Source organism: Sphingobium sp. TomTYG74 (genome assembly GCF_055393875.1).
Genome location: NZ_AP027342.1, coordinates 925,377 through 947,977, shown reverse-complemented (window position 1 = coordinate 947,977; position 22,601 = coordinate 925,377). Strand labels below are relative to the sequence as shown.

15 protein-coding genes and 5 pseudogenes are annotated in these 22,601 nt (G+C 58.3%); 7 read left to right on the top strand and 13 right to left on the bottom strand.

Annotated features, from left to right (window positions below; all coding sequences use genetic code 11):
* The first annotated feature begins 21 nt into the window (after positions 1 to 21).
* Both ACZ5TB_RS17265 and ACZ5TB_RS17260 read left to right on the top strand, forming a co-directional pair.
* Positions 22 to 213 (top strand): globin family protein, encoded by a 192-nt coding sequence (locus ACZ5TB_RS17265; protein WP_464792876.1) that lies wholly within the window; start codon positions 22 to 24, stop codon positions 211 to 213.
* Positions 210 to 506 carry a TehB family protein gene (locus tag ACZ5TB_RS17260; protein WP_464780670.1) on the top strand — a complete coding sequence of 99 codons (297 nt, stop codon included), beginning with the start codon at positions 210 to 212 and terminating at the stop codon, positions 504 to 506. The genes ACZ5TB_RS17265 and ACZ5TB_RS17260 overlap by 4 nt, the downstream gene beginning before the upstream one ends.
* A 222-nt stretch (positions 507 to 728) precedes the next feature.
* Here the strand turns inward: ACZ5TB_RS17260 and ACZ5TB_RS17255 are convergent, their stop codons facing one another.
* From ACZ5TB_RS17255 to ACZ5TB_RS17240, 4 genes and pseudogenes are all read right to left on the bottom strand, one after another.
* Entirely contained in the window at positions 729 to 2,033 is a 1,305-nt protein-coding gene (locus tag ACZ5TB_RS17255; RefSeq protein ID WP_464792875.1) for an Hsp70 family protein, read from the bottom strand.
* A 123-nt stretch (positions 2,034 to 2,156) separates the two neighbouring features.
* Positions 2,157 to 2,397, bottom strand: a pseudogene (locus tag ACZ5TB_RS17250) (DUF188 domain-containing protein); the annotation flags it as partial.
* A 44-nt stretch (positions 2,398 to 2,441) separates the two neighbouring features.
* Positions 2,442 to 3,125 (bottom strand): CDP-alcohol phosphatidyltransferase family protein, encoded by a 684-nt coding sequence (locus ACZ5TB_RS17245; protein WP_464780668.1) that lies wholly within the window; start codon positions 3,123 to 3,125, stop codon positions 2,442 to 2,444.
* A 514-nt stretch (positions 3,126 to 3,639) separates the two neighbouring features.
* Entirely contained in the window at positions 3,640 to 5,973 is a 2,334-nt protein-coding gene (locus ACZ5TB_RS17240; protein ID WP_464792874.1) for a heavy metal translocating P-type ATPase, read from the bottom strand.
* 311 nt (positions 5,974 to 6,284) lie between these two features.
* Here ACZ5TB_RS17240 and ACZ5TB_RS17235 point away from each other — a divergent pair.
* Positions 6,285 to 6,638, top strand: a pseudogene (locus tag ACZ5TB_RS17235) (integrase core domain-containing protein); the annotation flags it as partial.
* Between the two features lie 172 nt (positions 6,639 to 6,810).
* On the opposite strand, the gene ACZ5TB_RS17230 reads toward ACZ5TB_RS17235, so the two are convergent.
* Genes ACZ5TB_RS17230 through ACZ5TB_RS17220 form a run of 3 tightly spaced genes read right to left on the bottom strand, consistent with a single transcriptional unit; the run spans position 6,811 to position 9,270 of the window.
* Positions 6,811 to 7,284: a hypothetical protein gene (locus ACZ5TB_RS17230; protein WP_464792873.1), complete on the bottom strand. Its 474-nt coding sequence runs from the start codon at positions 7,282 to 7,284 to the stop codon at positions 6,811 to 6,813.
* Positions 7,285 to 7,312: 28 nt separating this feature from the next.
* Complete coding sequence (locus ACZ5TB_RS17225; RefSeq protein ID WP_464780665.1) at positions 7,313 to 7,795, bottom strand: c-type cytochrome; 483 nt, start codon at positions 7,793 to 7,795, stop codon at positions 7,313 to 7,315.
* Positions 7,796 to 7,815: 20 nt separating this feature from the next.
* Positions 7,816 to 9,270 carry a flavin monoamine oxidase family protein gene (locus ACZ5TB_RS17220; RefSeq protein ID WP_464780664.1) on the bottom strand — a complete coding sequence of 485 codons (1,455 nt, stop codon included), beginning with the start codon at positions 9,268 to 9,270 and terminating at the stop codon, positions 7,816 to 7,818.
* Positions 9,271 to 9,554: 284 nt separating this feature from the next.
* Here ACZ5TB_RS17220 and ACZ5TB_RS17215 point away from each other — a divergent pair, with 284 nt between their 5' ends.
* Positions 9,555 to 11,804, top strand: coding sequence for a TonB-dependent receptor (locus tag ACZ5TB_RS17215; RefSeq protein ID WP_464792872.1), 2,250 nt, complete (start codon positions 9,555 to 9,557; stop codon positions 11,802 to 11,804).
* 391 nt (positions 11,805 to 12,195) lie between these two features.
* Positions 12,196 to 13,470, top strand: a complete 1,275-nt coding sequence (locus ACZ5TB_RS17210; protein ID WP_464780662.1) for an MFS transporter — start codon at positions 12,196 to 12,198, stop codon at positions 13,468 to 13,470.
* A gap of 180 nt (positions 13,471 to 13,650) precedes the next feature.
* On the opposite strand, the pseudogene ACZ5TB_RS17205 reads toward ACZ5TB_RS17210, so the two are convergent.
* From ACZ5TB_RS17205 to ACZ5TB_RS17180, 6 genes and pseudogenes are all read right to left on the bottom strand, one after another.
* A pseudogene (locus ACZ5TB_RS17205) lies at positions 13,651 to 13,957 on the bottom strand (hypothetical protein); the annotation flags it as partial.
* A gap of 236 nt (positions 13,958 to 14,193) precedes the next feature.
* Positions 14,194 to 14,502, bottom strand: a pseudogene (locus ACZ5TB_RS17200) (helix-turn-helix domain-containing protein); the annotation flags it as partial.
* A 71-nt stretch (positions 14,503 to 14,573) separates the two neighbouring features.
* Positions 14,574 to 15,023: pseudogene (locus ACZ5TB_RS17195) on the bottom strand (transposase); the annotation flags it as partial.
* Positions 15,024 to 15,133: 110 nt separating this feature from the next.
* The gene (locus tag ACZ5TB_RS17190) at positions 15,134 to 16,648 is read right to left on the bottom strand and encodes an aldehyde dehydrogenase family protein (protein WP_464780661.1); all 1,515 of its coding nucleotides are present in this window, start codon (positions 16,646 to 16,648) and stop codon (positions 15,134 to 15,136) included.
* A gap of 60 nt (positions 16,649 to 16,708) precedes the next feature.
* Entirely contained in the window at positions 16,709 to 17,023 is a 315-nt protein-coding gene (locus ACZ5TB_RS17185) for an SDR family oxidoreductase (RefSeq protein ID WP_464793276.1), read from the bottom strand.
* A 430-nt stretch (positions 17,024 to 17,453) separates the two neighbouring features.
* Positions 17,454 to 18,698, bottom strand: a complete 1,245-nt coding sequence (locus ACZ5TB_RS17180; RefSeq protein WP_464780660.1) for a DUF3422 domain-containing protein — start codon at positions 18,696 to 18,698, stop codon at positions 17,454 to 17,456.
* Between the two features lie 635 nt (positions 18,699 to 19,333).
* Here ACZ5TB_RS17180 and ACZ5TB_RS17175 point away from each other — a divergent pair.
* On the top strand, positions 19,334 to 21,784 hold the full coding sequence (locus ACZ5TB_RS17175) for a GcvT family protein (RefSeq protein WP_464780659.1): 2,451 nt from the start codon (positions 19,334 to 19,336) through the stop codon (positions 21,782 to 21,784).
* Positions 21,785 to 21,854: 70 nt separating this feature from the next.
* Positions 21,855 to 22,601, top strand: coding sequence for an electron transfer flavoprotein subunit beta/FixA family protein (locus ACZ5TB_RS17170; RefSeq protein ID WP_464780658.1), 747 nt, complete (start codon positions 21,855 to 21,857; stop codon positions 22,599 to 22,601).

Genomic DNA, 22,601 nt, shown 5'->3' with positions numbered 1-22,601 from the left:
TCTTTCACAAGGGGGCAGCCGATGGTGGCACATGTTCGGTACGAACAGCAGATGACCGTTGACAACTTTGCTCGCTGGCTGGCTCTGTGGCAGCAGGCCAGCAGCGAGTTGCTCTCCTCCGCCGCAGGCGCAGCCTTTCAGGAGAAGGCGGAGCGGATCGCCAAAAGCCTCCAACTCGGCATCCAGTTCTGCCGCGAAAGGAATGAAGGATGATCAAGCACCTTCCTGACGGTGTGACGCCATATAAACGCACCCCAACCTTCACTGAGGAGAATATCCCGGCGGGTCTTCTGAATGACCATCAAACCAAAGAAGGCACCTGGGGCCTGATCTGCGTGGAGGAAGGCCAATTGCGCTATGTCGTGACTGATCCGCGCAGGACGCCAGCAGAGACAAAGTTGAGCAAAGATGCGCCCCCCGGCATTGTCGAACCAACAATTCTTCACCGGATCGAGCCACTCGGCACCGTTCGCTTCCATGTCGAATTTTTCAGGCTGGAGCGCTGATTTGCCGCCCATAGTGCTGCGCGACTGCTCGCTGAAACGACTCTTATGAGAGGTTTGGCGATGGATTCTCTCCAGCAGTAGACGTTCAGCTTACTTCGCGGCCGTCACAGGACTGGTCATTCATCGCTTTAAATCGAACTGCGTCAAAGTCACTGTCGACCAGCTCGTGGACCAACAGCGATGAACGACCACTATCACCAACCGCTTCACCCGCTCTTTTCACTACTCACTGTGCGCAGCCCATTCGCCTATGTTGGTTTCCTGACCGATCAGCGCCAGTCCATGGGCGATCGACGTCAGTTCATTGCCCGAGGCGATGCGATTAGCTGGGAAACGCTCTTCAAAAATGCGTCGTACCGCAGGGATTAGCGAGGAACCGCCGGTAAGAAAAATATGATCTATCCGTCCGGCTGAAAGACCCGCCTTGGCAAGCGTCTCGTCCACTGTCGCGCCGATGCGGTCGAGATCCGGAGCGATCCACTTCTCGAAATCGGTGCGGCTGACGTCCGCCTCCACATACACGCCGGCGCTATCAAAATGAAAATGTGCATGCTCTTGGGTCGAGAGTGTCCGCTTCAATTGGGCAACCGCGTTATAGAGGGGGTAGCCAAGCTCATTTTCCACAACGGCGATCATTCGACATATTGCAGCGGGATCGGTCGCAGCTCGCTTCAGCTTCTGCAATTCAGCGAGCGTACGGCGATTATGCATCAGCGCAAGGCGAGCCCAGTCCCCAAAATCGGCGAAATGGCCCGCTGGTATCTCCAGCGTCTTGCCCATGGACGCATATGTGCCGCCTTTACCCAGCATGGGGAGTACCAACTTGTCCATGATGCGATAGTCGAAACGATCGCCCGCTATGCCGATCCCGGCGGACCCAAGCGGTATGCAGCGTTGCGCCGTGCCCGGCGCCTCGATCCGCACAACGGAAAAATCGCTCGTACCGCCCCCGAAGTCGGCGACCAGCAAGGTTGCGGGTTCAGTGAGCCGCGCGGCGAAGCTGAAAGCCGCCCCCAGTGGTTCGTAAACATAATGCACTTCCCGCTCGAGGGCCGCGAACATGAGGTCGTAGCGCTGGCGAGCGAGCCTGTTGTCCGGCCGTTGCCCTGCATAGCGAACCGGGCGGCCAACAACGACGCGCGGCGGCAACAGCTTCAGTGCATCGGCCGCACGTGCCCGCAGCCGCTCCAGAAAAACATGGCCCAGCTCCTCGAAGCCTAATCGCTTGTCGAAAATGGTTGCATGCTCGAACGCCCTGCTTGCAGCGACGGACTTGAAGGATTGCAGGAAACGGCTGCCTTGAGGGAAATCCAGAAACTCGGCGATGGCCCATGGTCCTGCTTCCCGCGCAATGCCGCCCGGCACGCCGCTATCCTCCCAGAAGCAAAGCGCGGAGCGAAAGATGGGGCCGGAATTGCCGGGCGCCGGGTAATCGACCAACCTTGCGCCACCGTCAGTATTGCCCAATGCCACAACGGAATTGGTTGTTCCAAAGTCGATCCCGATTGAACAAGCACGCGAAGTCATGTCATTTCCATGTAATTTGGCGGAAGGTCACCTTGACCGGTGGGGCGGGCGCCTATCACAGGCATGGGCGCGCGGTGCAACCTTTACGATATCCCGGCCGAGTTGTTATCGCTCCGCACATCACCTCAAATCGGCCATGATCGCGCGAACTGCGATGGCATTGCCGATTGAAGCGCTCGTAACGGGCTTTCCCGTTGGAGAGATCACTACGCCACCCATTTTAAGGGCAGCGGTCGGCCAAAAGAATATCGGCCGTGATGACCATTGTTCCCGCCGTCACCCGCGCGGCGATCCAGTCGTCCGCCGCGTCGAAGCCGTCACTGACCACCGTGCGGCTGATCAGCGGATGACCGGATATCCGCAAGGAATCTGGATCATCGGGAAACCACATTCATGCAGCATTGCAAGTCATTGTCCGCCACGCTCGGCCTGGGCAAGGCGCCGTCCGGTGATTACCGTCTGGATGATGAACAGCAGGATCAGGATCATCCCGACCGCCCCCACAAAGACATCGAAGCCCGACACCGCGCCAAAGATGCCGGGACCGGACCCAAGCGCCATCATCATCAGGGTCAGGGCAATCAGCACCAATCGCAATTCCGTGGGACCAGCGGCTAGATAGGACAGCTTGAACTCTCCTAGAACACGGGCGGAAAGATAGGCGTGGATCGAAAGCAACAGATAACCGGCCAGCGCCACCAGCGCGACATCCATGGTCACGAAGGGGCTAAGGCCAATGCCTGCAAGGATCAGCAATGTCGCCAGACCATCGCAGCTGTGATCGATAAAATAACCGTAGGAAGGACGTTCGATATGGCGATAACGCGCGATGCTGCCATCCATCGAGTCCCCGAACCATTGGACGACATAGCCGACGATGGCAAGGAGCAGCCAGGAGGCCCCCACACTGCTGGCGACATACCCCAGGAAGGTCATGAGTGCGCCAACCATGCCAAGTGAGGTCAGGCGATCAGGCGTCACCCACTGCGGCATTCGGCCGCATAGCCAGTTGAGCAATCGCCGTTCTTTGGCGGCTAACCAATTTTCCTGAATTCTCGAAAGCGAAGGCACAGTCTGTGATTGGATTTTCATACGATCTTATGAAGCCATGCCTTTCGATGAGCAACGTCCGAAATACCGGCAAATCAGATTATGTGACAATGGGGCGAACAGCGAGTGGGTGAACGGGTAGCTTGTGGCGGTTAGGCAACGACTTTTGTAATGATCACCTGGTCAGAACAGATGACTGGCACCGACATATTTCTGCCTCAGACCCCTTGGCGCCACTCAGCCGACGATTATCGATCCCTAGGTGCAGACGCGGGGCTTTTCCGCAATGGATGCCCAACCTGCCGTCATGAGGTCTACCGTTCAGCGCGAACTAAGGCCGATCGACATTCAGAGCATGGTGATCCATGCGTCGAGCCCAGGTGTCGCTAAAGATGGCGAGGGCATGCGCGCTTGCGAACCTCCCCCGCCAGCCGACATGTTCGAAAGATTTCCGGCGTCGGTAGCAATCAATCAATAGCCTGATGGGTGGATGCCACAATCGATCGCCGCCCGATCGCTATTTCTGCCGCCGCGACTGGCAGGCATTTGCCCATGCTTATAGAGTCTGCCTGTTGAGTCTGAGAGCATTGGTGACGACGCTGACGGATGACAGCGCCATCGCGGCCGCCGCAATCATGGGTGAAAGCAGGATGCCGAATAGTGGGTAGAGCAGGCCCGCCGCGATCGGGATACCGGCAGCATTGTAGATGAAGGCGAAGACGAGGTTTTGCCGAATGTTCGACATGGTCGCCCGGCTAAGGAGCCGGGCGCGGACGATGCCGTTGAGATCGCCCTTGAGCAAGGTCACGCCTGCGCTCTCGATGGCGACATCCGTTCCAGAGCCCATGGCAATGCCGACATCGGCGGCGGCAAGGGCTGGAGCATCGTTCACGCCGTCACCGGCCATGGCGACCACCCGGCCTTCGCGCTTGAGCTTGGCGATGACCGCGTTCTTTTGATCGGGCAGCACGTCCGCCTCGACCTCGTCGATGCCCAGACGGGCCGCCACCGCCTGCGCCGTGGTCTTGTTGTCGCCCGTCAGCATCACCACGCGGATTCCCTCATCGCGCAGTGCGGCGAGTGCTTCCGGGGTCGTCTGCTTGACGGGATCTGCGATGGCAATAATCCCTGCCGCTTCGCCGTCGATACCAACGAAGATCGCGGTCGCGCCGTCCCTCCGCAGATCGTCGGCGGCAGCGGCGAGCGCACTGGTATCGACGCCCTGATCATCAAGAAAGGTCGCGTTACCAAGGACAATCCTGCGCCCTTCGACGATGCCGGTCGCTCCGCGTCCGGTCGGAGAATCGAACGTGCTGACCTGAGGCAAGGCCATCGACCGAGCGCGGGCGGCTTCGACAATGGCAAGAGCAAGCGGATGCTCCGAAGCCCGTTCGACCGAGGCGGCGAAGCGTAGTAACTCGGCCTCCATCTGGCCCGCAGTCGACACTATCGCAATCACGGCCGGGCGCCCTTCCGTAAGCGTGCCGGTCTTGTCGACGACCAGTGTGTCGACCTTCTCCATATGCTCCAGCGCCTCGGCATTCTTGATGAGGACGCCCAGGCCCGCGCCTCGGCCCACGCCCACCATGATAGACATCGGGGTTGCCAGACCCAGCGCACAGGGGCAGGCGATAATGAGCACCGCGACCGCCGCGACGAGACCGTAGGCGAAGCGCGGCTCCGGCCCCCAGATACCCCAACCGGCAAAAGCAAGGACGGCGACGGCGATGACGACCGGCACGAACCAGCCCGAAACCTGATCGGCCATGCGCTGAATCGGCGCGCGCGAGCGCTGTGCCTCGGCGACCATCTGCACGATGCGAGCCAGCATCGTGTCGCGGCCAACCTTGGTCGCCACGACGACAAGCGCGCCGGTCTGGTTGAGTGTACCGCCGATGACGCTGTCGCCCTTGGCCTTGGTGACCGGCATGGATTCTCCCGTCACCATGGACTCGTCGAGTGATGAACGTCCGTCCTCGACAGTCCCATCTACGGGCACCTTTTCGCCCGGTCGTACCCGAAATCGGTCGCCAACGCCGACGAGATCGAGACTGACCTCCTCGTCCTCGCCATTTGCGAGCAGACGGCGGGCCGTCTTGGGGGCAAGGCGGAGGAGTGCCTTGATCGCACCTGAGGTTCGCTCGCGCGCGCGCAGTTCAAGAAGCTGGCCGAGCAGGACGAGGACAGTGATCACCGCCGCTGCCTCGAAATACACAGCCACCGTGCCATCGGCGTTGCGGAAGGCTGGAGGGAACAGTTCAGGGGTAAGTGCGGCGACCATGCTGTAAGCCCATGCGACACCCGTGCCCATGGCAATCAGGGTGAACATGTTCAGGTTGCGGGTCTTGAGCGAGGCCCAGCCCCGCGTGAAAAACGGCCATCCGGCCCACAGCACGACGGGCGTCGCCAGCACCAGCTGGATCCATGTTGAAACCGGCATGGGCACGAAATGATGAAGAGCGGGAAACAGATGCCCGCCCATTTCCAGCACGAACACGGGAAAGGCGAGGATGAGGCCAATCCAGAAGCGACGTGTCATGTCAGCCAGCTCCGGACTGGGGTCACTCTCCGCACGCGCCATTTCCGGTTCGAGAGCCATGCCGCAGATCGGACAGGCGCCGGGATGATCCTGTCGCACTTCCGGGTGCATCGGGCAGGTCCAGATCTTGCCCTCAGGGTTTGCGTTCGGGACGGGCGGCGCTTCGCCAATATAGCGCAGGGGATCGGCCGCGAACTTTGCCTGGCACTTGCTGCTGCAAAAATAGAAAGTCTTGCCGCCATGCTCGGCGCGATGCGCCGTGCCATGCGGATCGACCATCATACCGCAGACGGGATCGCGCACGTCCTGCTCCACCTTGGAGGCGTGATGATCGTGACGGGCATGGTCCATCTCAGTTCCTCGTCTGATCTGTCCCTGCTGCTCGACAGCGTGTTGACGTCAATAAGCCAAGGCGGGGGCTTTGAATGCTTAAAATAGGGCGGTCGCGTTGGGCGCGCGCTACGGTACGATACTTATATCGCGCGCATGGCTGACGGTCGATGAGCGCCGCATTTCAATTTCGCGAGGACAGGAAGATGAAACATTCGGCGGAGGGATGCTCATGCTCCCACGACGGCCACGTCGGCTTTCGCTCAGCAGGCCGATCCGCAGGCAGATGATCAACCCGCCGCGCAGGCAACCCTGTCAGAGAAACCTGTTCCGAACGCGCCTGCGCGAAGATCAACCTCGTTCACCGCACGACACGACCCTATACCCCGCAAACCAATGGCATGGTCGAACGCTTCAACGGCCGCATCGCCAGCGAAGTGATGGGCATCAACGTCGCCGGCCATGCTGATCTGGAAATCCTGCTGACCGGCTTCAACCGTGCCTACAATCGGCGACGACAGCGCGTGCTCCTCGGCAGCTCACCATGCCAGAAGGTAGAGGAGCGGATCGGCCTTATGCCCGCGCTCGCCAATCCTCTTTACAAGCCGACGGCACCGGACGATCTTATGACCAAAGTCGACGACATACTATATTACGCCAATGATGTGTCGCAACCAGACAGCTAGCAGAAGGGTGTCATCTATATCCGGCGCTTACAGCCGGTCGAAGCAATGATAATGATTATGTTAGTCGAAACACCGGCTGTCCATGTAAACTGTGTCCACCCTCAGAGGACATTTGTGGTTCGCTCGTGCAATGACCTATTTCAGAACGTCACCTTTAGAATGGCGAGGGCCGTCAATCCTGGCAAGGCGCCTCTATTTCCGTGACGATATGCCACTGGTTCTCAGCCTTGACCACGACGTAGTTCCAGCCAGGCTTAATGCAGGCGGTGACGGAGTGGCCATCACCATCGGTTATCGACCAGCGCGCCTGCAGCAGCACAGTGTTCCGGCCCAAGGCTACTGCCTTGACATTGGCAAGGTGGCTATTCTTCCAGCCAGCCTTGGTCCAGGGTTCCACATATTCGGTATAAAGGGCTGCTTCTAAATCGCCGCGATTTAGTATCCGGGCCTCGTTCCCCCGGATGAACTGTACCTGGGCAAGATAGTGACCGTAGAAATTCGGGCTGCCGCTAACGAAATCCGCCGCGTAGACCCGCTCGTACCACCGGTTTGCCTCGTCAGCGAGAGAAGATGGAGTCTGTGCCGTGGCCTCGCCCGTAACGGCGACCAGTGCGGAAACGGCAATAGTAAGCAATGCTGTTCTCATTCTTACCCTCAGGGATGATGTTCCGATGTTAGTGAAGCGCCTTGAGATAGCAGATCGCGGCTGCCCGGGCGGCCGCATCCTTGACCCCACCAAATGCCATGCGCGTACCGCTCACGAAGGTTTGCGGATTGGCCAAGAAGGAGTCGAGAGTCTTCTCGTCCCATGTTATACCTTTCGCCTTCAGCGCAGGCGAATAGGCGAACCCTTCCATCGAAGCCGCTTTGCGGCCGACAACATCCCACAGATCGGGACCGGTCATATTAGGCTGGCCCTTCTGAAGGCTGTGGCACACCTCACACTGGATGACAGTGGTCTTGGCCAGTGCCTGATCGCACTCGGGATCAAGCTTTACCTCCTTTGGTAGCGGAGGCGCAGCATCCTGGCTTGCGACACTGCCGCCTGAGCTTTCCGATTCTGAATGGCTAGCCTGCTTCGGCTGCCCGCCGCAGCCGCCCAAGGCTAGTGCGACAGTCATGGCGGTTACCGCGATGCGGTAATGAGCAATCTTCATCCTTCTTCCTTTTCCGTCCGTCAGGCCTTGACCAGGTCCTTCGCGATCTGCTGACCGGTGCTGACACCCATCTCGATACCGCCGTCCATCCAACCGCGCCACATGGTCGCAATATCAGAGGTGGCAAAATGGATATTGCCCTCAGGCTTCTGCAGTTCTGGTATCAGTGCGAACTGATGCGGTCGCAGCGTGCACCATGTCCCCTTCGAGAATGGATCGAACGCCCACTGGTAGCCAAAGGTCGCCTCCAGCTCGAGATCAGGAATGAAGGTGCGCAGCATGGTCTGGACCGCCTCGAGATTATTGACATCGAAGCTGCCATCAAGGCCATAGGACAGCAGTGTCGTCCCCTCCGGCCCGGACTTTTCAGTATACCCATATTGCAGCGGTCCGAAACTGTCATCGGCGGTAAGAAAGATATTGCCCAGTTCGGCCTTGGTCTTAACGTGAAGCTTGTTGCCGTTGCCGACATGCCGTTCCTTCGACGTCTTCAGCTTAACTTCGGCAAGGGCGGGTTCAAATTCGAAATCGGCCCATGTATTAAGCGGAGCGGCAAGGACCACCTTACGGGCAGTCAAGGTCTGCCCTTCCTCGGTAGTGACCTTTACCCTGTCCCCTTTCTGCTCGATCCGCTTGACCGGGGTACTCAATTTCACTTCGGTTTTGCCGTCGTTGATCATTGCGTCGATGAGCGAGATAGTACCCTTCTCAAACTTGTAACGGGAGGTGGCATTGTTGAAATCGGTCGAATTGCTGCCGAGGTTAGCCCACCAGCGGAGCATTTCGAGAAAGCCGCCCTCATTGCACTTGGCATGAGACATGGCCGACCAGATGGCGTTCACATTGATGCGGACATCCTCATCCAATCCCATCTGGTTCAACCGGTCCTGGATCGAAAGGTTCTGATAGGGCTTCCACTTGTCGTTGAAGAAGGTGTCATAGGGCCGTTCGAATACCTCGCGAGACATGCCGCAATAATCGGTCAGCGCCCTATCGACCTTGGGCCAGAGGGTGGCGATGTCCGCCTCAACTGCCTTCCCGTTCTTGAGGTAGATCCACCGTTCGGGAGCGACAGCCGCTGGCGTGTCAATAATCGGCAGCTGGTAACGGTTTACTTCCGCCCAGATATGCGGTTGCAGCCAGTAGAGATAGTTAGCGCCGAGTTCCACTTTCTCGTCGCCGAACGGGGCAAAGAAGGTGCGTCCGCCAAGGCGGTTGCGGGCTTCAAGTAGTATAGTTTTAAGACCTGCCTTGGAGGTTTCGCGAGCGGCGCTGACACCAGCCATGCCGCCCCCCACGACTATAACGTCGTAGTCCGAACCACCGCCGCCATTGACGGCAGAGCAGCCCGATAGGGCGACTGACGTGGCAACAGTGGCGACAGAAACACTAGCGATGAAATCCCGGCGGGAAACGGTTTCAGCGGTTTCCGCTGCGGCAATGGATCTGCTTCTCGCCTTTTTGAACTTGATCACTGCCTTCTCCGATTGATGCCCACTTCAAGTCAGGACGGCAGCCTTAGCCCACTTCTGCCAGCTGTAATGGCCCCGCCTTTACACTGAAGTGTGATCTGATGTGACGAAGCATCAATACCTCTTTGAGGGTATTGTAAAGCAGGCGCTCAGCCCTGAATTTCAATTCCTGCCTCGCGGAAAGAGGCCTGGGGCGCAGAAGCCTAAAATTCAGAAAAAATAGTTCTGTGGGGAAAATTATGAGAAAGTCATATTTCTGTCAAGGTGCGGCATTTTGCGCGTTCTTCATGTCCGGCATCTCGCCGCTTTATGCCCAGGAGGTGGATACATCTTCCGGGCTGGGGGATATAGTCGTCACCGCTCAGAAGCGCGCGCAATCCGTGCAGGATGTTGGCATTTCGATCTCCGCTTTTTCCGGTCAGGACATCGCACAGATGGGCTGGTCCAGCTCGGAAAATATCGCTGCGCAGACTCCTGGCCTGGTCGCCACGTCCTTTTCCGGCGGCGGTTCCACCGGCCTCTTCTCGATCCGTGGCATTTCGCAGAACGACTTCGCGGACCATCAGGAAGCACCGAGTGCCGTCTATGTGGACGGGGTCTATATGGCGCTAACCGGCTCGGCAACGGCGGAAATGTTCGACGTCGATCATGTCGAGGTGTTGCGCGGCCCGCAGGGCACGCTGTTCGGCAGAAACGCGACCGGCGGGCTCGTCCATATCGTCACTAAGGACCCGACGCGAGAGTTCGAGGGTTATACCGATATCACGCTCGCCAAATATGGGCAGATGCGCTTCGAAGGAGCACTTTCCGGACCGTTGTCCGACACGGTGCGCGCGCGGATCGCCTTTGTATCGAACAAATCCGATGGTTATTTCAAGCATTCAGGAACCGGACTGGCAACCAACGCTGGTGAGATTTTCGGTGAATTTCCTGAAAAGGCAAAGGCGACCAAGGCAGACAGATTTCGCAATTTCGATAATCAAAACATCCGCGCGAAGGTGGATTGGGACGTCACCGATGCCGTGACCGCTGGTTTCACCTTCAACTATGGCAGGGTCAACAATGTCGGAAACGCGTATGACACTGTGCCTACGCCAAACGGTGTCATCGACCTCAACGCCACGGACTTTTTCGGCTCTCCTTTCGATCCGAAAATCAACTCGGAAGCTCCAAATATTCGCGGTTTCGTTGATAAGGAATCCTATTCCTACACTGGCGACCTAACCTATACTGCAGATGACTGGAATCTGACCGCTATCGTCAATTATTCTAAGAGTAAAAAGTCATATCTCGAAGATGATGATGGAGGTCCGTATAATATTGCTGCGTTCGGAACGGATCAGGATGCTAATACGTTTAGCGCCGAAGTCCGTGCCAATGGAAAGTCTGACAGTTTTACATGGACAGCCGGACTATATTACCTGGTTATAGATGGTAATTATTTTGGAACTTTCCAGTTTCCTGGCGTGACAGGGGCGACAGACAGTGTTACCGGCGATCCGATTCCCGGCTATGGTTATGGCATTGATCTCGACTATGGACTCAAGACGAAGGCTTTCGCTGCCTTCGCCCAGGGAGAATATGAGTTGACCGATCAACTCAAGCTGATCCTCGGCCTGCGTTGGACGGATGACCGCAAGCAATATAATATCAAGGCCAACTGCGTCGATATTCCCGGTGGCCTTAGCACCTGCGCGGATGTCACCATCCCTGGGTCGCTGCTGGCCGAAACGGATCGCTCCCATCTCAAGCTGAACAGCAGTTTCTTCACCTGGAAGGGCCAGCTCGAATATTCGCCCAATCGGAATCTGATGTTCTATCTCGGTTATAACCGAGGGGTGAAGGCGGGCAGCTTCACAGCGCCTCTCGACGGCCTGCTCAGTGTTTCAGAGCTGCCGTTCAAGCCTGAGACGCTGGATGCCTATGAAGTGGGCATGAAAGCTGATCTCATCGATGGCGTGATGCGCCTCAACATGAGCGGCTTCTATTACGACTACAAGAACTATCAGGGCTTCATCTTTACTGGCCTTTCCTCAATCGTGAAGAATTTCCCCGCGACGATCTACGGCGGCGAAGCGGAACTGACCATTCGTCCGTTGGACGGTCTAGAAACCCGGTTTGGCGTCGCGGCGATGTCTGCGAGTGTCAAGGATGTCGAGGTGGCACCGGGAACATTCGCCAAGCAGCATATGATCCTCGCGCCCGATCTTACCGCCAATTGGCTGTTGCGCTACGAGCAACCGGTCGCCAATGGCACCCTGTCGTTCCAGTATGATGGCTCTTATACAAGCCGCCAACATTACAACACAATCAACGGACCACTGGTTAGCGGCAAGGGGTATGCGCTGATGAACGCGCGCGTCGGCTACAAATTCCCGCTGGGGAATAAGGATGCCGAAGTGTCCTTGTTTGTACAGAACCTCGCTAACAAGAAGAATCAGACCTACGCTTTCGACTTGACGTCCTTTTTTGGCAACACCATTCAGGTCTATGGTCCCCCGCGCATCTTTGGCGGCACGGTACGCGTGAATTTCTGACCCTGCCACCATGGCTCCCGGTTCCGGTGGTAAGCATCGTGACCGGGAGTCGAGTGGATCTGCGGACGGCTATTTGCCGGGCTCAGAGACGGTTTCGAAATTCGGCGGTAGGCACTCGCCGTCGGGCATCCCCCCCATCTAGAGCATGATCCGATCAGATTGAATCGAATCATGCTCTATTTGTCTTTGTTTTCCGCATTTTCCGGGCCAGCAGATGATGCCATCTGCTTCGAAAATGCTCTAGCACGCCGCCAGTTCCTCCTCACGTTGCAAACTTGGATAGCATCACTTCTACCATCTGAAGGGTATTGTGAGGTACGAGAGAGGTCGAGATAATGGCCTGTTCGGCCAGGTGGGGCACCGCCGACATGCAGTCAGACCAGGAGTTTCCATGAACGAAGAGTTGCAGGCGAAGGTTCGTCCAAAGCCGACATGGGCGATCCTGCCCGATGACTGGAGCCTTCTCTTCGTATGCTTTGCTTTTTCGCAAGCTATCGGCCTGATCACCTATTGGGTGCTGCCACTGCTGGCAGGCTCGCTCATGGCTGGATTGCACCTTAGTGCAACGCAGGTCGGATTTCTGGGAACAATTGAATTTTCCGGCCTATTTTTGAGTTCCCTTGCGCTTGCCCCTTTCATGGATCGCGGCATTCGACGACAGGCCGCCTGGGCGAGCGTCATCATAGTCATCAGCATCAATTTACTCTGTGGGACACTCGAACTCGACATGACCAGTTTTGCGGTCCTGCGGTTCATTGCCGGGCTGGGCGCCGGTATCGCCCTGACAATTGGCAATGCCTCGATCGCGAACGGCGTGAACCCGGAAAAACTGTCGGGACATCTTACCCTGCTGCTGGTCGGATTCATGATGATCCTGATGCCGACCTTTGCCTTCATCAGCGAACATTATGGCCATCGGGGCGTGTTTTTAGCGCTGGCCGGAACGGTTGCGCTTGGGGCGCTCGCCACACCCTTCGTGCCACGCAGGCCGAATGAAGAGGCAGCGGCTATGGCCGACGCGGAACAGGGCGGACCACATGTATTGCTGGGCCTCAACGGTATCATGCTGATGCTGGTTGCGTTGTTTTTCGGCCTGAGAGACACGCTGCCATGGCTCGTCGCCGAGCAGATCGGCACCAAGACTGGAATGAGCCTCCAGCAGATAGGTACACTATTCTCGGTCATGTATGGTATCAGCATCATTGGTCCGGTCATGCAGTTGTTCCTATCGCGAACCATGCCGCCGAAATTTCTGCTGGCGCTTTCGCTCGTTGTCGCCGGGTTGTTCCTGTGGCTCTTCACCCTCGCCAATGGAAGTGCGATCCAGTTTAGCATCGGCATCGTCGCCTGGGCGACGATATACTTCATGGCTTATGCCCAGCTTTATGCGGTGGCGGCGCTGGTCGATAGAAAAGGCAGGCTGGCGTCAGCGCTCGGCGGGGCGTTCATCGGCGGCATCGCTATCGCGCCCTTTATTGGCGGTTATCTCAATGACATGGGCGGATATGATGCGATCGGCTATGCCGAGATCGGCCTGACCCTCCTGATGGCGATCTTCGCCATGACCATGGTTTCGCGCGGAGGCCTGGCTTGGGGGGCGTCGGACAGAGGAAGGAAGGCCGCGATTCCAGCCTGTCCTCACGACGTGTGTGCCGATCGGCAGTAAAGGATCGGGGAAGAAACGCCATCAATCCTGGCGAGACGCCTCCACACTGTGGCGGTAGTCACTGGTCACCAGTCTTGACCTGGTAAGGGGGGCGCAGAGCCAGCCATTGATGTTGTCGGCATTATTTGTCCAGACTTGGTTGGAACGAGCAGCCTTGCCGTGACGGAAAGCGCGCAAGCCTCAAGCAACTTCTGGAGGACCAAAAGCGTAATGGGGACCCTTATCACCAGATCTTGGCCGTGAGCGCCCGGCTGCGCCCTGCTCGGCGGCGAGATTGCGGTTGCGTGGTGGCGATTTACAACGCAGCCCGTCCACGATGCTCGCGAGATCCTCGCTGCTGGGTTGAGCCCCACCCGATGTCGAATGCGCTGATCCCGTTGGGCAACCGCGCCACATCATCCGCCGTCAAATCCGGCAGCGCGCGGCGATCGAACGCGCGCTGAATCGTCGCCCGCCAGATGTGACCAACCGGGGCCGAATGGAGAGCCCTCCCCCTCCTGATCGCAATTGCTACGCCCGACGCTGAGCAGCCGCGCACCGGAGCGGTCGATTCATCCTCGACAACGATCGCCACCAACCCCGACGCGCGCAGTCGGCTCTGTCGCAAAAATTTGGCAATGGGACAACGGGATGGCCGAACGCCCCGGGGGGAGATGGAAAGACATTGTTTCGAGGGCGGCATCCGCGCGGATCATGCCACGATCTACCGTCGGGTGAAGCATTATGCGCTGCGGTTTGCTCGTGCGACCAGGCGACCGACAAGCGATCGGCGATATAGGTAGCGAGTTCGGGTTTTCGCGCAATCTTATCGCCGCGAACGCGGCGCTCGCGGGCCAGGTTTTGCGCGACGGTGGGGAAATAACCTCGAAACAGCGGATGCTCATCCAGGTGCCGGGTGCGCTTGAACTCGCGAGAAATCGTCGACGGATGACGGCGGAGCGCTGCTGCAACCTCCCGCACGAACCGACCGGTCGCCACCAAACGATAAACGTCGCGCCGCTCGTCCAAACCCAGATGCTGATAGCTGTTCATCATGTGCCTTCCTGGAAAGGGGATCAAACCCCTATAAAACCTAGGATTTCGCACTTCGAAATAGAATCCACCGGCAAATAGAGCGCTCGATCGATAAAGGCGTGACCCCGTGCCGACACATAGGCGGCGAACACGCCAATCTGGCAGTTCGTGTCTTGCTCGCCGACCCGATTTGTTGACGCGCAACACCACAGGATGCCTTGCCCTGCTTGAGGAATCCGGTCTCATCAATGACCAGAACTCCGTCCTGTGTGTCGAGGTTCTCGACAACAAACTCCCGCACAATGTCGCGAAGCCCGTCCGCGTCCCAGCGCCCGGCACAAATAGCCTGATTCGCCAAGGCCTCGGATCACCCGCCGCCTCAGCGCGCATCCAACCCGTCTTACGACGCTCGTCGCTCAGCAGGAAAACGCTGACGCTGCAACTCGTTACTGCGTGAACAAGCCGCGCATACGACCCTTCACGTCGCGAAGCGACGGTGCCCACAGCTCCAGCGTGGTCTCAATCGATGCATCCGTCATCCACGGCCTCCTTACAATGGAGACCCTTTGATTCAGAGTTTCAATCGATATGCAACTGTAATGCGAGCCTTTCTGTAATTTCTTTCACGAACTAAGACAAAATCGGGATTTCACTTCTCGCCGCCGAACGCTTCGGCGTCAGCATAAGGGAACCACCAGAAATCATGGGATGAGCAGGACGGGTCGATCATCACCATCTTAGAATGCCGGAACTGGTCCAGGCCTTCCGCTCCTAGCTGGCCACCCATGCCGGAGATCTTGCGGCCGCCGAACGGCGCGGCGTTATTGTCCATCAGTGGCGCGTTGATCCAGGTCATGCCGCTTTCAAGCTCTTCGATGGCGCGATGCGTTTCGCCAAGGTCCGTGGTGTAGACCGTCGATCCCAGACCATATTCCGAACGATTGGCGAGCGTGAGGGCTTCGTCGAAATCAGCGACGCGGCAAATGGACATCACCGGGCCGAAGCTTTCGACGTTCAGGATTTCCGCGTCCGGCTGGACGTCCGTCAAGACCGTGGGTTCGACGAAATAGCCCGCGTTGAGGTGAGACGGACGCGCGCCGCCTGTCGCCACCTTGGCCCCTGCCTTGATCGCACGGGAGACAAGTCCTTCGTAGCGACTCCGCTCGCGCTCCGACACCATCGGCCCCATATCGACCTTGTCCAGGCCGTTGCCGATACGAATCTTTCGCGTCAGCCCGACCACCTTGTCGATGAAGGCCTGGTGGATGTCCTGATGGATATAAAAGCGCTCGCCCGATGTGCAGACCTGACCCGCATTGAGATTGGCGGCGAAGACGGCGGCGCGCGCAGCAATATCAAGATTCGCCGACGGCATGACGATGAACGGGTCGTTGCCTGACGTTTCGATCAGAGCCTTTTTGAAATTTTCGGCGCACCCCTTCGCGACGGCCCGGCCCGCGCCCACGCTGCCAGTGAAAGCGATGCCATGAATGTCCTTATGTGCCACCATCGCCGTACCGACGCGGACGCCGCCCGTGATCATACCGATCAGGCCAGCCGGGAGGTGCGGCATCATCGTCTTGAGGAAAAGGATCGAGGAGACTGACGTGTGGTCGGACGGCTTCAGGATCACGGCATTCCCGGCGCCCAGCGCCGCCGCCGCTTCCCAGGAAAAGAGGCAGTAAGGGAAATTGAAGGCCATGATGATGCCGACGACGCCGAGCGGATGCTTGGTGACGAGGTTCATATGACCGGCCACGACCGGCCCGACGACGCGGCCATGATCATGACGGGACACTTCGGCATAGTAACGGAACGCCCATACGGACCATGTGACCTCGTCAAAGGCTTCCTTGTAAGGCTTGCCCATTTCGCGGGTCATCGATTCAGCCAGCAACGGCCGGTTGTCCTCGATCGCCTGTGCGACCTTATGAAGCGCTTCGGTACGCTCCAGCGCCGAAAGCTTGAGCCATGCGCGTTGCGCCTGCATGGCGCTGGCGACCGCCTGATCGAGTTCGGCGTCGGTCGCGTCCGATACGCTCGCAACCACTTGTTCCGTGGCGGGATCGATCACGTCAAGCGCGGTCGTGGAAGCACTTCGCCGCAGCTCTCCGTTCACCAGGATATGGTTGCTATAGTCGGCAAATGGCTTGAACCCAGACATCAGAATGCTCCCAGAAAGACTATGGTAAAGTTCAGTTGCGCGTCGCTCTCGCCCGCCCGGTCAAGCTCCAAGCCAACCCCCACCGACGGCATAGGTGTAGCCTGTGCAGTATGATGAGGCGCCGGACGCCAGGAAGAGAGCCGCGCCTCGCCGTTCCTGCGGCGGGCGTAGCGCTTTATCGGCGGACGAGCCAACAGTTCGGCCTGGAGTCGGCGAACGTCTGGCGACATTAACCGGGGCTATCGAATCTGCCCGGATGCCATCGGGAGCGAGCATGGCGCCCAGCGGGCGCGCAAGCTGCACGACCCCGCCCGTCGTCGCCGCGTAGCCGATGGAGCCTCCGCCACGATCCTTCATCACCTTGGCCGCCGCCAGAGATCGGCAGAATAAACAATCGCGCCAGCGTGAGACAGGGCGGTGCCAAGCTCAAAGCCGATGCCGCGCGCGCGCCCCGTTACGAGAGCAACTCTCCTTTTGAGCTTGAACAAATCCATCATGTTCACGCGCCACCTGGCCTTCTAACTTCCAAAGTTATGAAAACTCTGTTCTTTTTTAAAAGTGCACGCTTTTCTTCAAAGCAGCGAAAATTACGACAGCCGCTGGAAGACGACTTCCTTCAATAACTGGAAAACAACTATACCCTAATTCGCCCGTTGGTGCCGGTGGCGACCTTGATCGGCAATACCTCTGCGAGGGTATAAACGAAGCCCTGCCGTCAAGGCCAACTCCGCGGTCTCCAAAACACGAAAGGAAAAATCACCAGTTCAACCCTCGCCCCGCAACGCTTCCATTGCTATGGATTGTTTTAGCCTCCTGGCTGCCGCAGCACCGCGTTGCGGAGGCGGTGCAAGCAAAACCAGGTTCCGGTCAGTATGAGCGGCGTCGCGACGGACACGATCGCCGAAGCGTGCAGAGCAGGCGCGAAGGGCTCTATCCCTTCAAGCATATGCCCCAGCAGCGACACGCTATAATAGCTGATGGCGACCACAGACAATCCCTCGACCAGTTGTTGAAGCCTCAGCGTCATGCTGGCGTTTCGTTCGAGCGAGGTCAGAAGTCTGGCATTCTGATTTTCGATCCGCGTTTCGATCCGGGTCCTCAGCAAATTGGAAAGATGGGCAGCGACATTGGCGATCTGGTGCGACCGTTTAGTGAAGCTCGCACATGTGCGCACCGCCGGAAGAAAGCGGCGCTGGGTGAAATCAATGAGCGACTGACACCCCCTTATCGGTCGGGGAGCCAGTTCGGCCAGCCGCTCATCAACCAGTTGAGCGTATGCTGCGGTCGCGCTCATTCTATAGTTTGTTGCGCCAGCGACGGCGCCGATCTCCAACGAAAGCTGACACAACTCGTCCAGCAGATCGTCATCACGGACCTCCGGATGACTCAGCATCTGGCCAAGCTCCCCCAATTTGGCTTCGGCTTCGAGCAGCAATCGCGATTGCGCTTGGGCCACCGGCAAGCCCATAAGGGCCAGATTGCGGTAGTTCCCCAGTTCCTGAAAACGCTGCACGGTACGTGTGAGGTCGCCATCACTGGCGCCGTTTGCGGCCACCAGAAGCCTGCCATATCCTTCAGGCCCGATACGAAAATCGGACCAGATACGAATACCGTCGCCTACATGGCAGGATACCAGTTCATCGCCAAAGAACGCCATATCCTCCAAGCGGGTCTGAGCCTTCTCCTCATCTTCGACGATCTCGATCCTGGTTGCGCGTATCGCCGCCCCCGGCAATTTTTCCATTTGCGAAACAGCATGGTCCGTCGAGTCCGCTTGGCCGGAGTCTATAAAAAGAGTGATAGTGCTTGCTTCGCTGTGACGCTCCCAGGTGTAAGCTATCCCGTCATGCAGCGTTCCTGAAACATGGCTGGCGCCGGGGAGACAAGCTGGCTTCCCACTGAATTGAGCGACGAAATCGCGTTCCTGCGCCCGATCACCTTCATCTAGAATGTTGAGTATCTGCACGATCTCCATCGACGCTGAAAGCCGTGGCCAGCGCCGCAAATGCATTTCTCCGACGACCCGCTTGCGGAACTCATGTTCTCTCACGCTCCCCGTCCCCTCACTTGGCCATCCTCTTCAAACACCTTTCTCGAAACGGCGCATCCGCAGATTTTTGCTGTTCATCCCACTAGATAGAAGGGTGGCGGGCTTGACCCGCGTCCTAAATCAGTTCTGGACGCTCAGGCCCGCCACTCTTTCGCCGTGACAGACCTATAGCTGACGCGGGATGGCCATGCTCCTACCCTCATCGGAGTAGTTACCCAGTCGCAGACTTCACCTTCGACCATTGCTGCCCCTGAGAAATGCGGCCTGCGAGACGTTGGGTTACGAGAGACGGATGCCACACTTCTATCTGATGGTGGCCAAGAGCAGCCGCCTTTTCGGTTGGCGCACCCTCTAGGTGGCCCGTGCTCGCCCCAGCCGCGCCCGCATATACTACCCCGAGCGGGGTATTGTTACACCAGTCCGTCATCAGCACAATGCCATCTACACAATAGATTTCTTCCTGATGGGTGCGTCGTTCCAATAGCGGATAAACAGTTTGCCGGACATTCAAACGCTCCGATCAAAATTTAAAGACCTGCTGCCGGGTGATGACTTGATGGACCGGCAACCTCTTCACATGCGCATGTGAATACCTCTGCGCACTCGCCATATCGCAGACATCTGGAGTGTTTTTCGTGACGTCATATCCGAGTTCCGCCGAAGTCGTAATCATCGGTGGCGGCATCGCAGGATGCTCCATAGCGTACCATTTGACCAAATTAGGCATTTCCGACGTAGTGCTGTGCGAGCGCAAGCAACTGACCTGTGGCACGACCTGGCATGCGGCGGGATTGGTCACACAACTCCGCGCAAATCGAAGGATGACGGAGCTTGCCTATTATACGGGGCAGTTGTTCGGGCAGCTGGAGGCCGAAACGGGCATGGCCACCGGCTATATGCAACGGGGTTCGCTGCGCCTTGCCAAAACGCCCGAACGGCTTGAAGAGCTTGCCCGCGGCGCATCGATGGGGCGCAATTTCGGTTTGCCTGTCGAACCCGTAACCCCCGGCCAGATCAAGGAGCGCTGGTCGCCAGTAAACATCGACGGCATCGTCGGCGGATTCTGGTTCCCCAATGACGGTCAGGTCAACCCCATCGACGTAACGATGGCCTATGCCAAAGGCGCGCGCATGGGCGGCGCCAAGATCCTTGAGCAATGCTTGGTCAAGAACATCATCGTCGAAGGCGGCAAGGCTGTCGGCGTCATGACAGAGCAAGGTGAAATCCGGGCGAAGAAGGTCGTCATCACCGGCGGCATGTGGTCGCGCGATCTGGCGGCGCAAATCGGCGTAAGCCTTCCCCTGCATGCCGCAGAGCATTTCTACATCGTCACCGAGGCTATCCCGGAACTTCCCCGCAACCTGCCTGTCATGTTCGTCACCGATGAGCATGCCTATTATAAGGAAGATGCGGGCAAGCTCCTGCTCGGCTGCTTTGAACCTAACGCCAAGCCTTGGGGAATGGACGGCATCTCGCCCGATTTCTGCTTCGACACGCTGCCCGAAGATTTCGACCATTTCGAGCCGATCCTGGAACTCGCGGTAAACCGTGTGCCACTGCTGGCCAATGCGGGTATCCAGCTGTTTTTCAACGGACCTGAGAGCTTTACCCCCGACGACCGTTACCTGCTTGGCGAAACGCCCGAGGTGCGCGGCCTGTTCACCGCTTGCGGCTTCAACTCGGTAGGCATCTTGTCATCGGGCGGCGTCGGCAAGGTTCTTGCGGACTGGATCAATGACGGCATGCCGCCGGTCGAGCTGGTCGATGTCGATGTCCGTCGCACGGTCTCATTCCAGACGAACAAGAAATATCTCCACGACCGGACGACGGAAACACTGGGCGCCATGTACAACATGCATTGGCCCAACCTGCAGATGGAGACCGCGCGCAACGTGCGCCGCAGCCCCTTCCACGATCGCCTGATCGCCAAGGGCGCATGGATGACCGAAATGAACGGCTATGAACGGCCCGGCTTCTTCGGCGGCACAGGAACGGCGCCAAAAGTAGAATATTCCTATCATAAGCCAAGCTGGTTCGACGACACTGCTGCCGAATGCCGCAACACGGCGGAGAATGTGTCGGTCTTCGACCTCAGCTGCTATGTCAAATATCTGATGGAGGGCCGCGACGCTCTCAAGGTTCTCAACCGGCTTTCCGCCAATGAGATCGACGTGCCCGTCGGCAAGCTGGTCTATACCCAATGGCTCAATCCCAAGGGCGGTATCGAGGCCGACGTCACCATCACGCGCCTGTCCGAAACATCCTTCATGATCGTCACGATCGCTGCGTCCCAGCGCCGCGACATGGCCTGGCTGAAGCGGCATATCCCGGATGACGCGCATGCCCATGTGGTCGACATCACGTCTGGATTGCCGATGCTGGCCGTGATGGGACCCAAGTCACGCGAGCTGCTGCAGAAGATTTCGCCCGCCGACTTCTCCAACGAAGCCTTTCCCTTCGGCACCAGTCTGGAAATCGACCTTGGCTACGCGAAAGTCCGCGCCAGCCGCGTCACCTTTGTCGGCGAACTGGGTTGGGAACTCTACATGCCGGCCGAATTCGCCCAGCATGTGTATGATGTCCTTGTCGAAGCGGGAACGGAGTTTGGACTTCGCGACGCTGGCTTCTTCGCCCTCAATTCCCTCCGCATGGAAAAGGGGTATCGCCACTGGGCGCACGACATCGGCGAGGAGGATACGCCACTGGAAGGCGGCCTGGGTTTCGCGGTCGCGCTGGACAAGCCGGGCGGGTTCATCGGCCGAGATGTGCTTCTGCGTCAGAAGGAAGCAGGCAAGCTCACCAAACGCCTCGTCCAGTTCAAGCTGAAGGACCCGGACGCCCCCTTCGTCTTCCACAACGAGCCGCTGTGGATCGGTGACCGAATAGTCGGCGACATCTCTTCGGGCGCTTATGGCCATCGCATCGGGGCTTCGCTGGGGATGGGTTATGTCCATCACGAAGATGGCGTCGACAAGGCGTTTCTGGAAGGGAGCAGCTTCGAGGTCGAGATCGCATGGAAACGGCATGAGGTGGAGGCGCAGTTGGGGCCTTGGTATGATCCAAAGGGCCTGCGCATCAAGGCTTGAGCCGCCAAAGCCACCTTTCTCACATCAGCAGTTGCATCTTGAAGGCGCTTAGCGTCGCCGGGAGGATATCATGCGCATTCTCGTTCCCGTGAAGCGGGTCATAGATTTCAATGTAAGGCCCAGGGTCAAGGCGGACGGAAGCGGCGTTGACCTTGCCAACGTCAAGATGGCCATGAATCCCTTCGATGAAATCGCCCTTGAGGAAGCGATCCGCCTCAAGGAATCGGGTCAGGCAGCCGAGGTCATCGCCGTGTCCATCGGCCCCGCCAAGGCGCAGGACACGTTGCGCACGGCGCTGGCCATGGGGGCGGACCGCGCCATCCTTGTCGAGACCGACACGGACGTCGAACCACTCGCCGTCGCGAAGATTCTGAAAGAGATCGTGGCGGAGACCGACCCGGGTCTCGTCATCCTCGGAAAACAGGCGATCGACGACGATGCAAATCAGACGGGGCAGATGCTCGCGGGACTCATGAACCGGCCGCAGGGCGTCTTTGCAAGCCGGATCAGCGTCGATGGCGACGCAATCGATGTGACGCGGGAGATCGACGGTGGCCAGGAAACGGTAAGGCTGTCCCTGCCAGCGATCATCACTGCCGATCTCAGGCTGAACGATCCGCGCTATGCCTCGCTTCCCAACATCATGAAGGCGAAAAAACAGCCTGTCACGATCAAGAGTCCCGCGGACTACGGGGTGGATTGCACGCCACGCATCAAGACCCTGAAGCTGGCCGAGCCGCCAGCCCGCTCCGCCGGTATCAAAGTCGCCGATACGGACGCTCTGGCTGTCAAAATCAAGGAAATGGGAGTTGCCTGA

What these genes read in the sequence shown, in the direction of transcription:
- ACZ5TB_RS17210 (WP_464780662.1), top strand. Translation starts at nt 12,196, where the DNA reads ATGAACGAAGAGTTGCAGGCGAAGGTTCGTCCAAAGCCGACATGGGCG.
- ACZ5TB_RS17215 (WP_464792872.1), top strand. Translation starts at nt 9,555, where the DNA reads ATGTCCGGCATCTCGCCGCTTTATGCCCAGGAGGTGGATACATCTTCC.
- ACZ5TB_RS17245 (WP_464780668.1), bottom strand. Translation starts at nt 3,125, where the DNA reads ATGAAAATCCAATCACAGACTGTGCCTTCGCTTTCGAGAATTCAGGAA.
- ACZ5TB_RS17260 (WP_464780670.1), top strand. Translation starts at nt 210, where the DNA reads ATGATCAAGCACCTTCCTGACGGTGTGACGCCATATAAACGCACCCCA.
- ACZ5TB_RS17190 (WP_464780661.1), bottom strand. Translation starts at nt 16,648, where the DNA reads ATGTCTGGGTTCAAGCCATTTGCCGACTATAGCAACCATATCCTGGTG.
- ACZ5TB_RS17255 (WP_464792875.1), bottom strand. Translation starts at nt 2,033, where the DNA reads ATGACTTCGCGTGCTTGTTCAATCGGGATCGACTTTGGAACAACCAAT.
- ACZ5TB_RS17225 (WP_464780665.1), bottom strand. Translation starts at nt 7,795, where the DNA reads ATGAAGATTGCTCATTACCGCATCGCGGTAACCGCCATGACTGTCGCA.
- ACZ5TB_RS17240 (WP_464792874.1), bottom strand. Translation starts at nt 5,973, where the DNA reads ATGGACCATGCCCGTCACGATCATCACGCCTCCAAGGTGGAGCAGGAC.
- ACZ5TB_RS17170 (WP_464780658.1), top strand. Translation starts at nt 21,855, where the DNA reads ATGCGCATTCTCGTTCCCGTGAAGCGGGTCATAGATTTCAATGTAAGG.
- ACZ5TB_RS17265 (WP_464792876.1), top strand. Translation starts at nt 22, where the DNA reads ATGGTGGCACATGTTCGGTACGAACAGCAGATGACCGTTGACAACTTT.
- ACZ5TB_RS17230 (WP_464792873.1), bottom strand. Translation starts at nt 7,284, where the DNA reads ATGAGAACAGCATTGCTTACTATTGCCGTTTCCGCACTGGTCGCCGTT.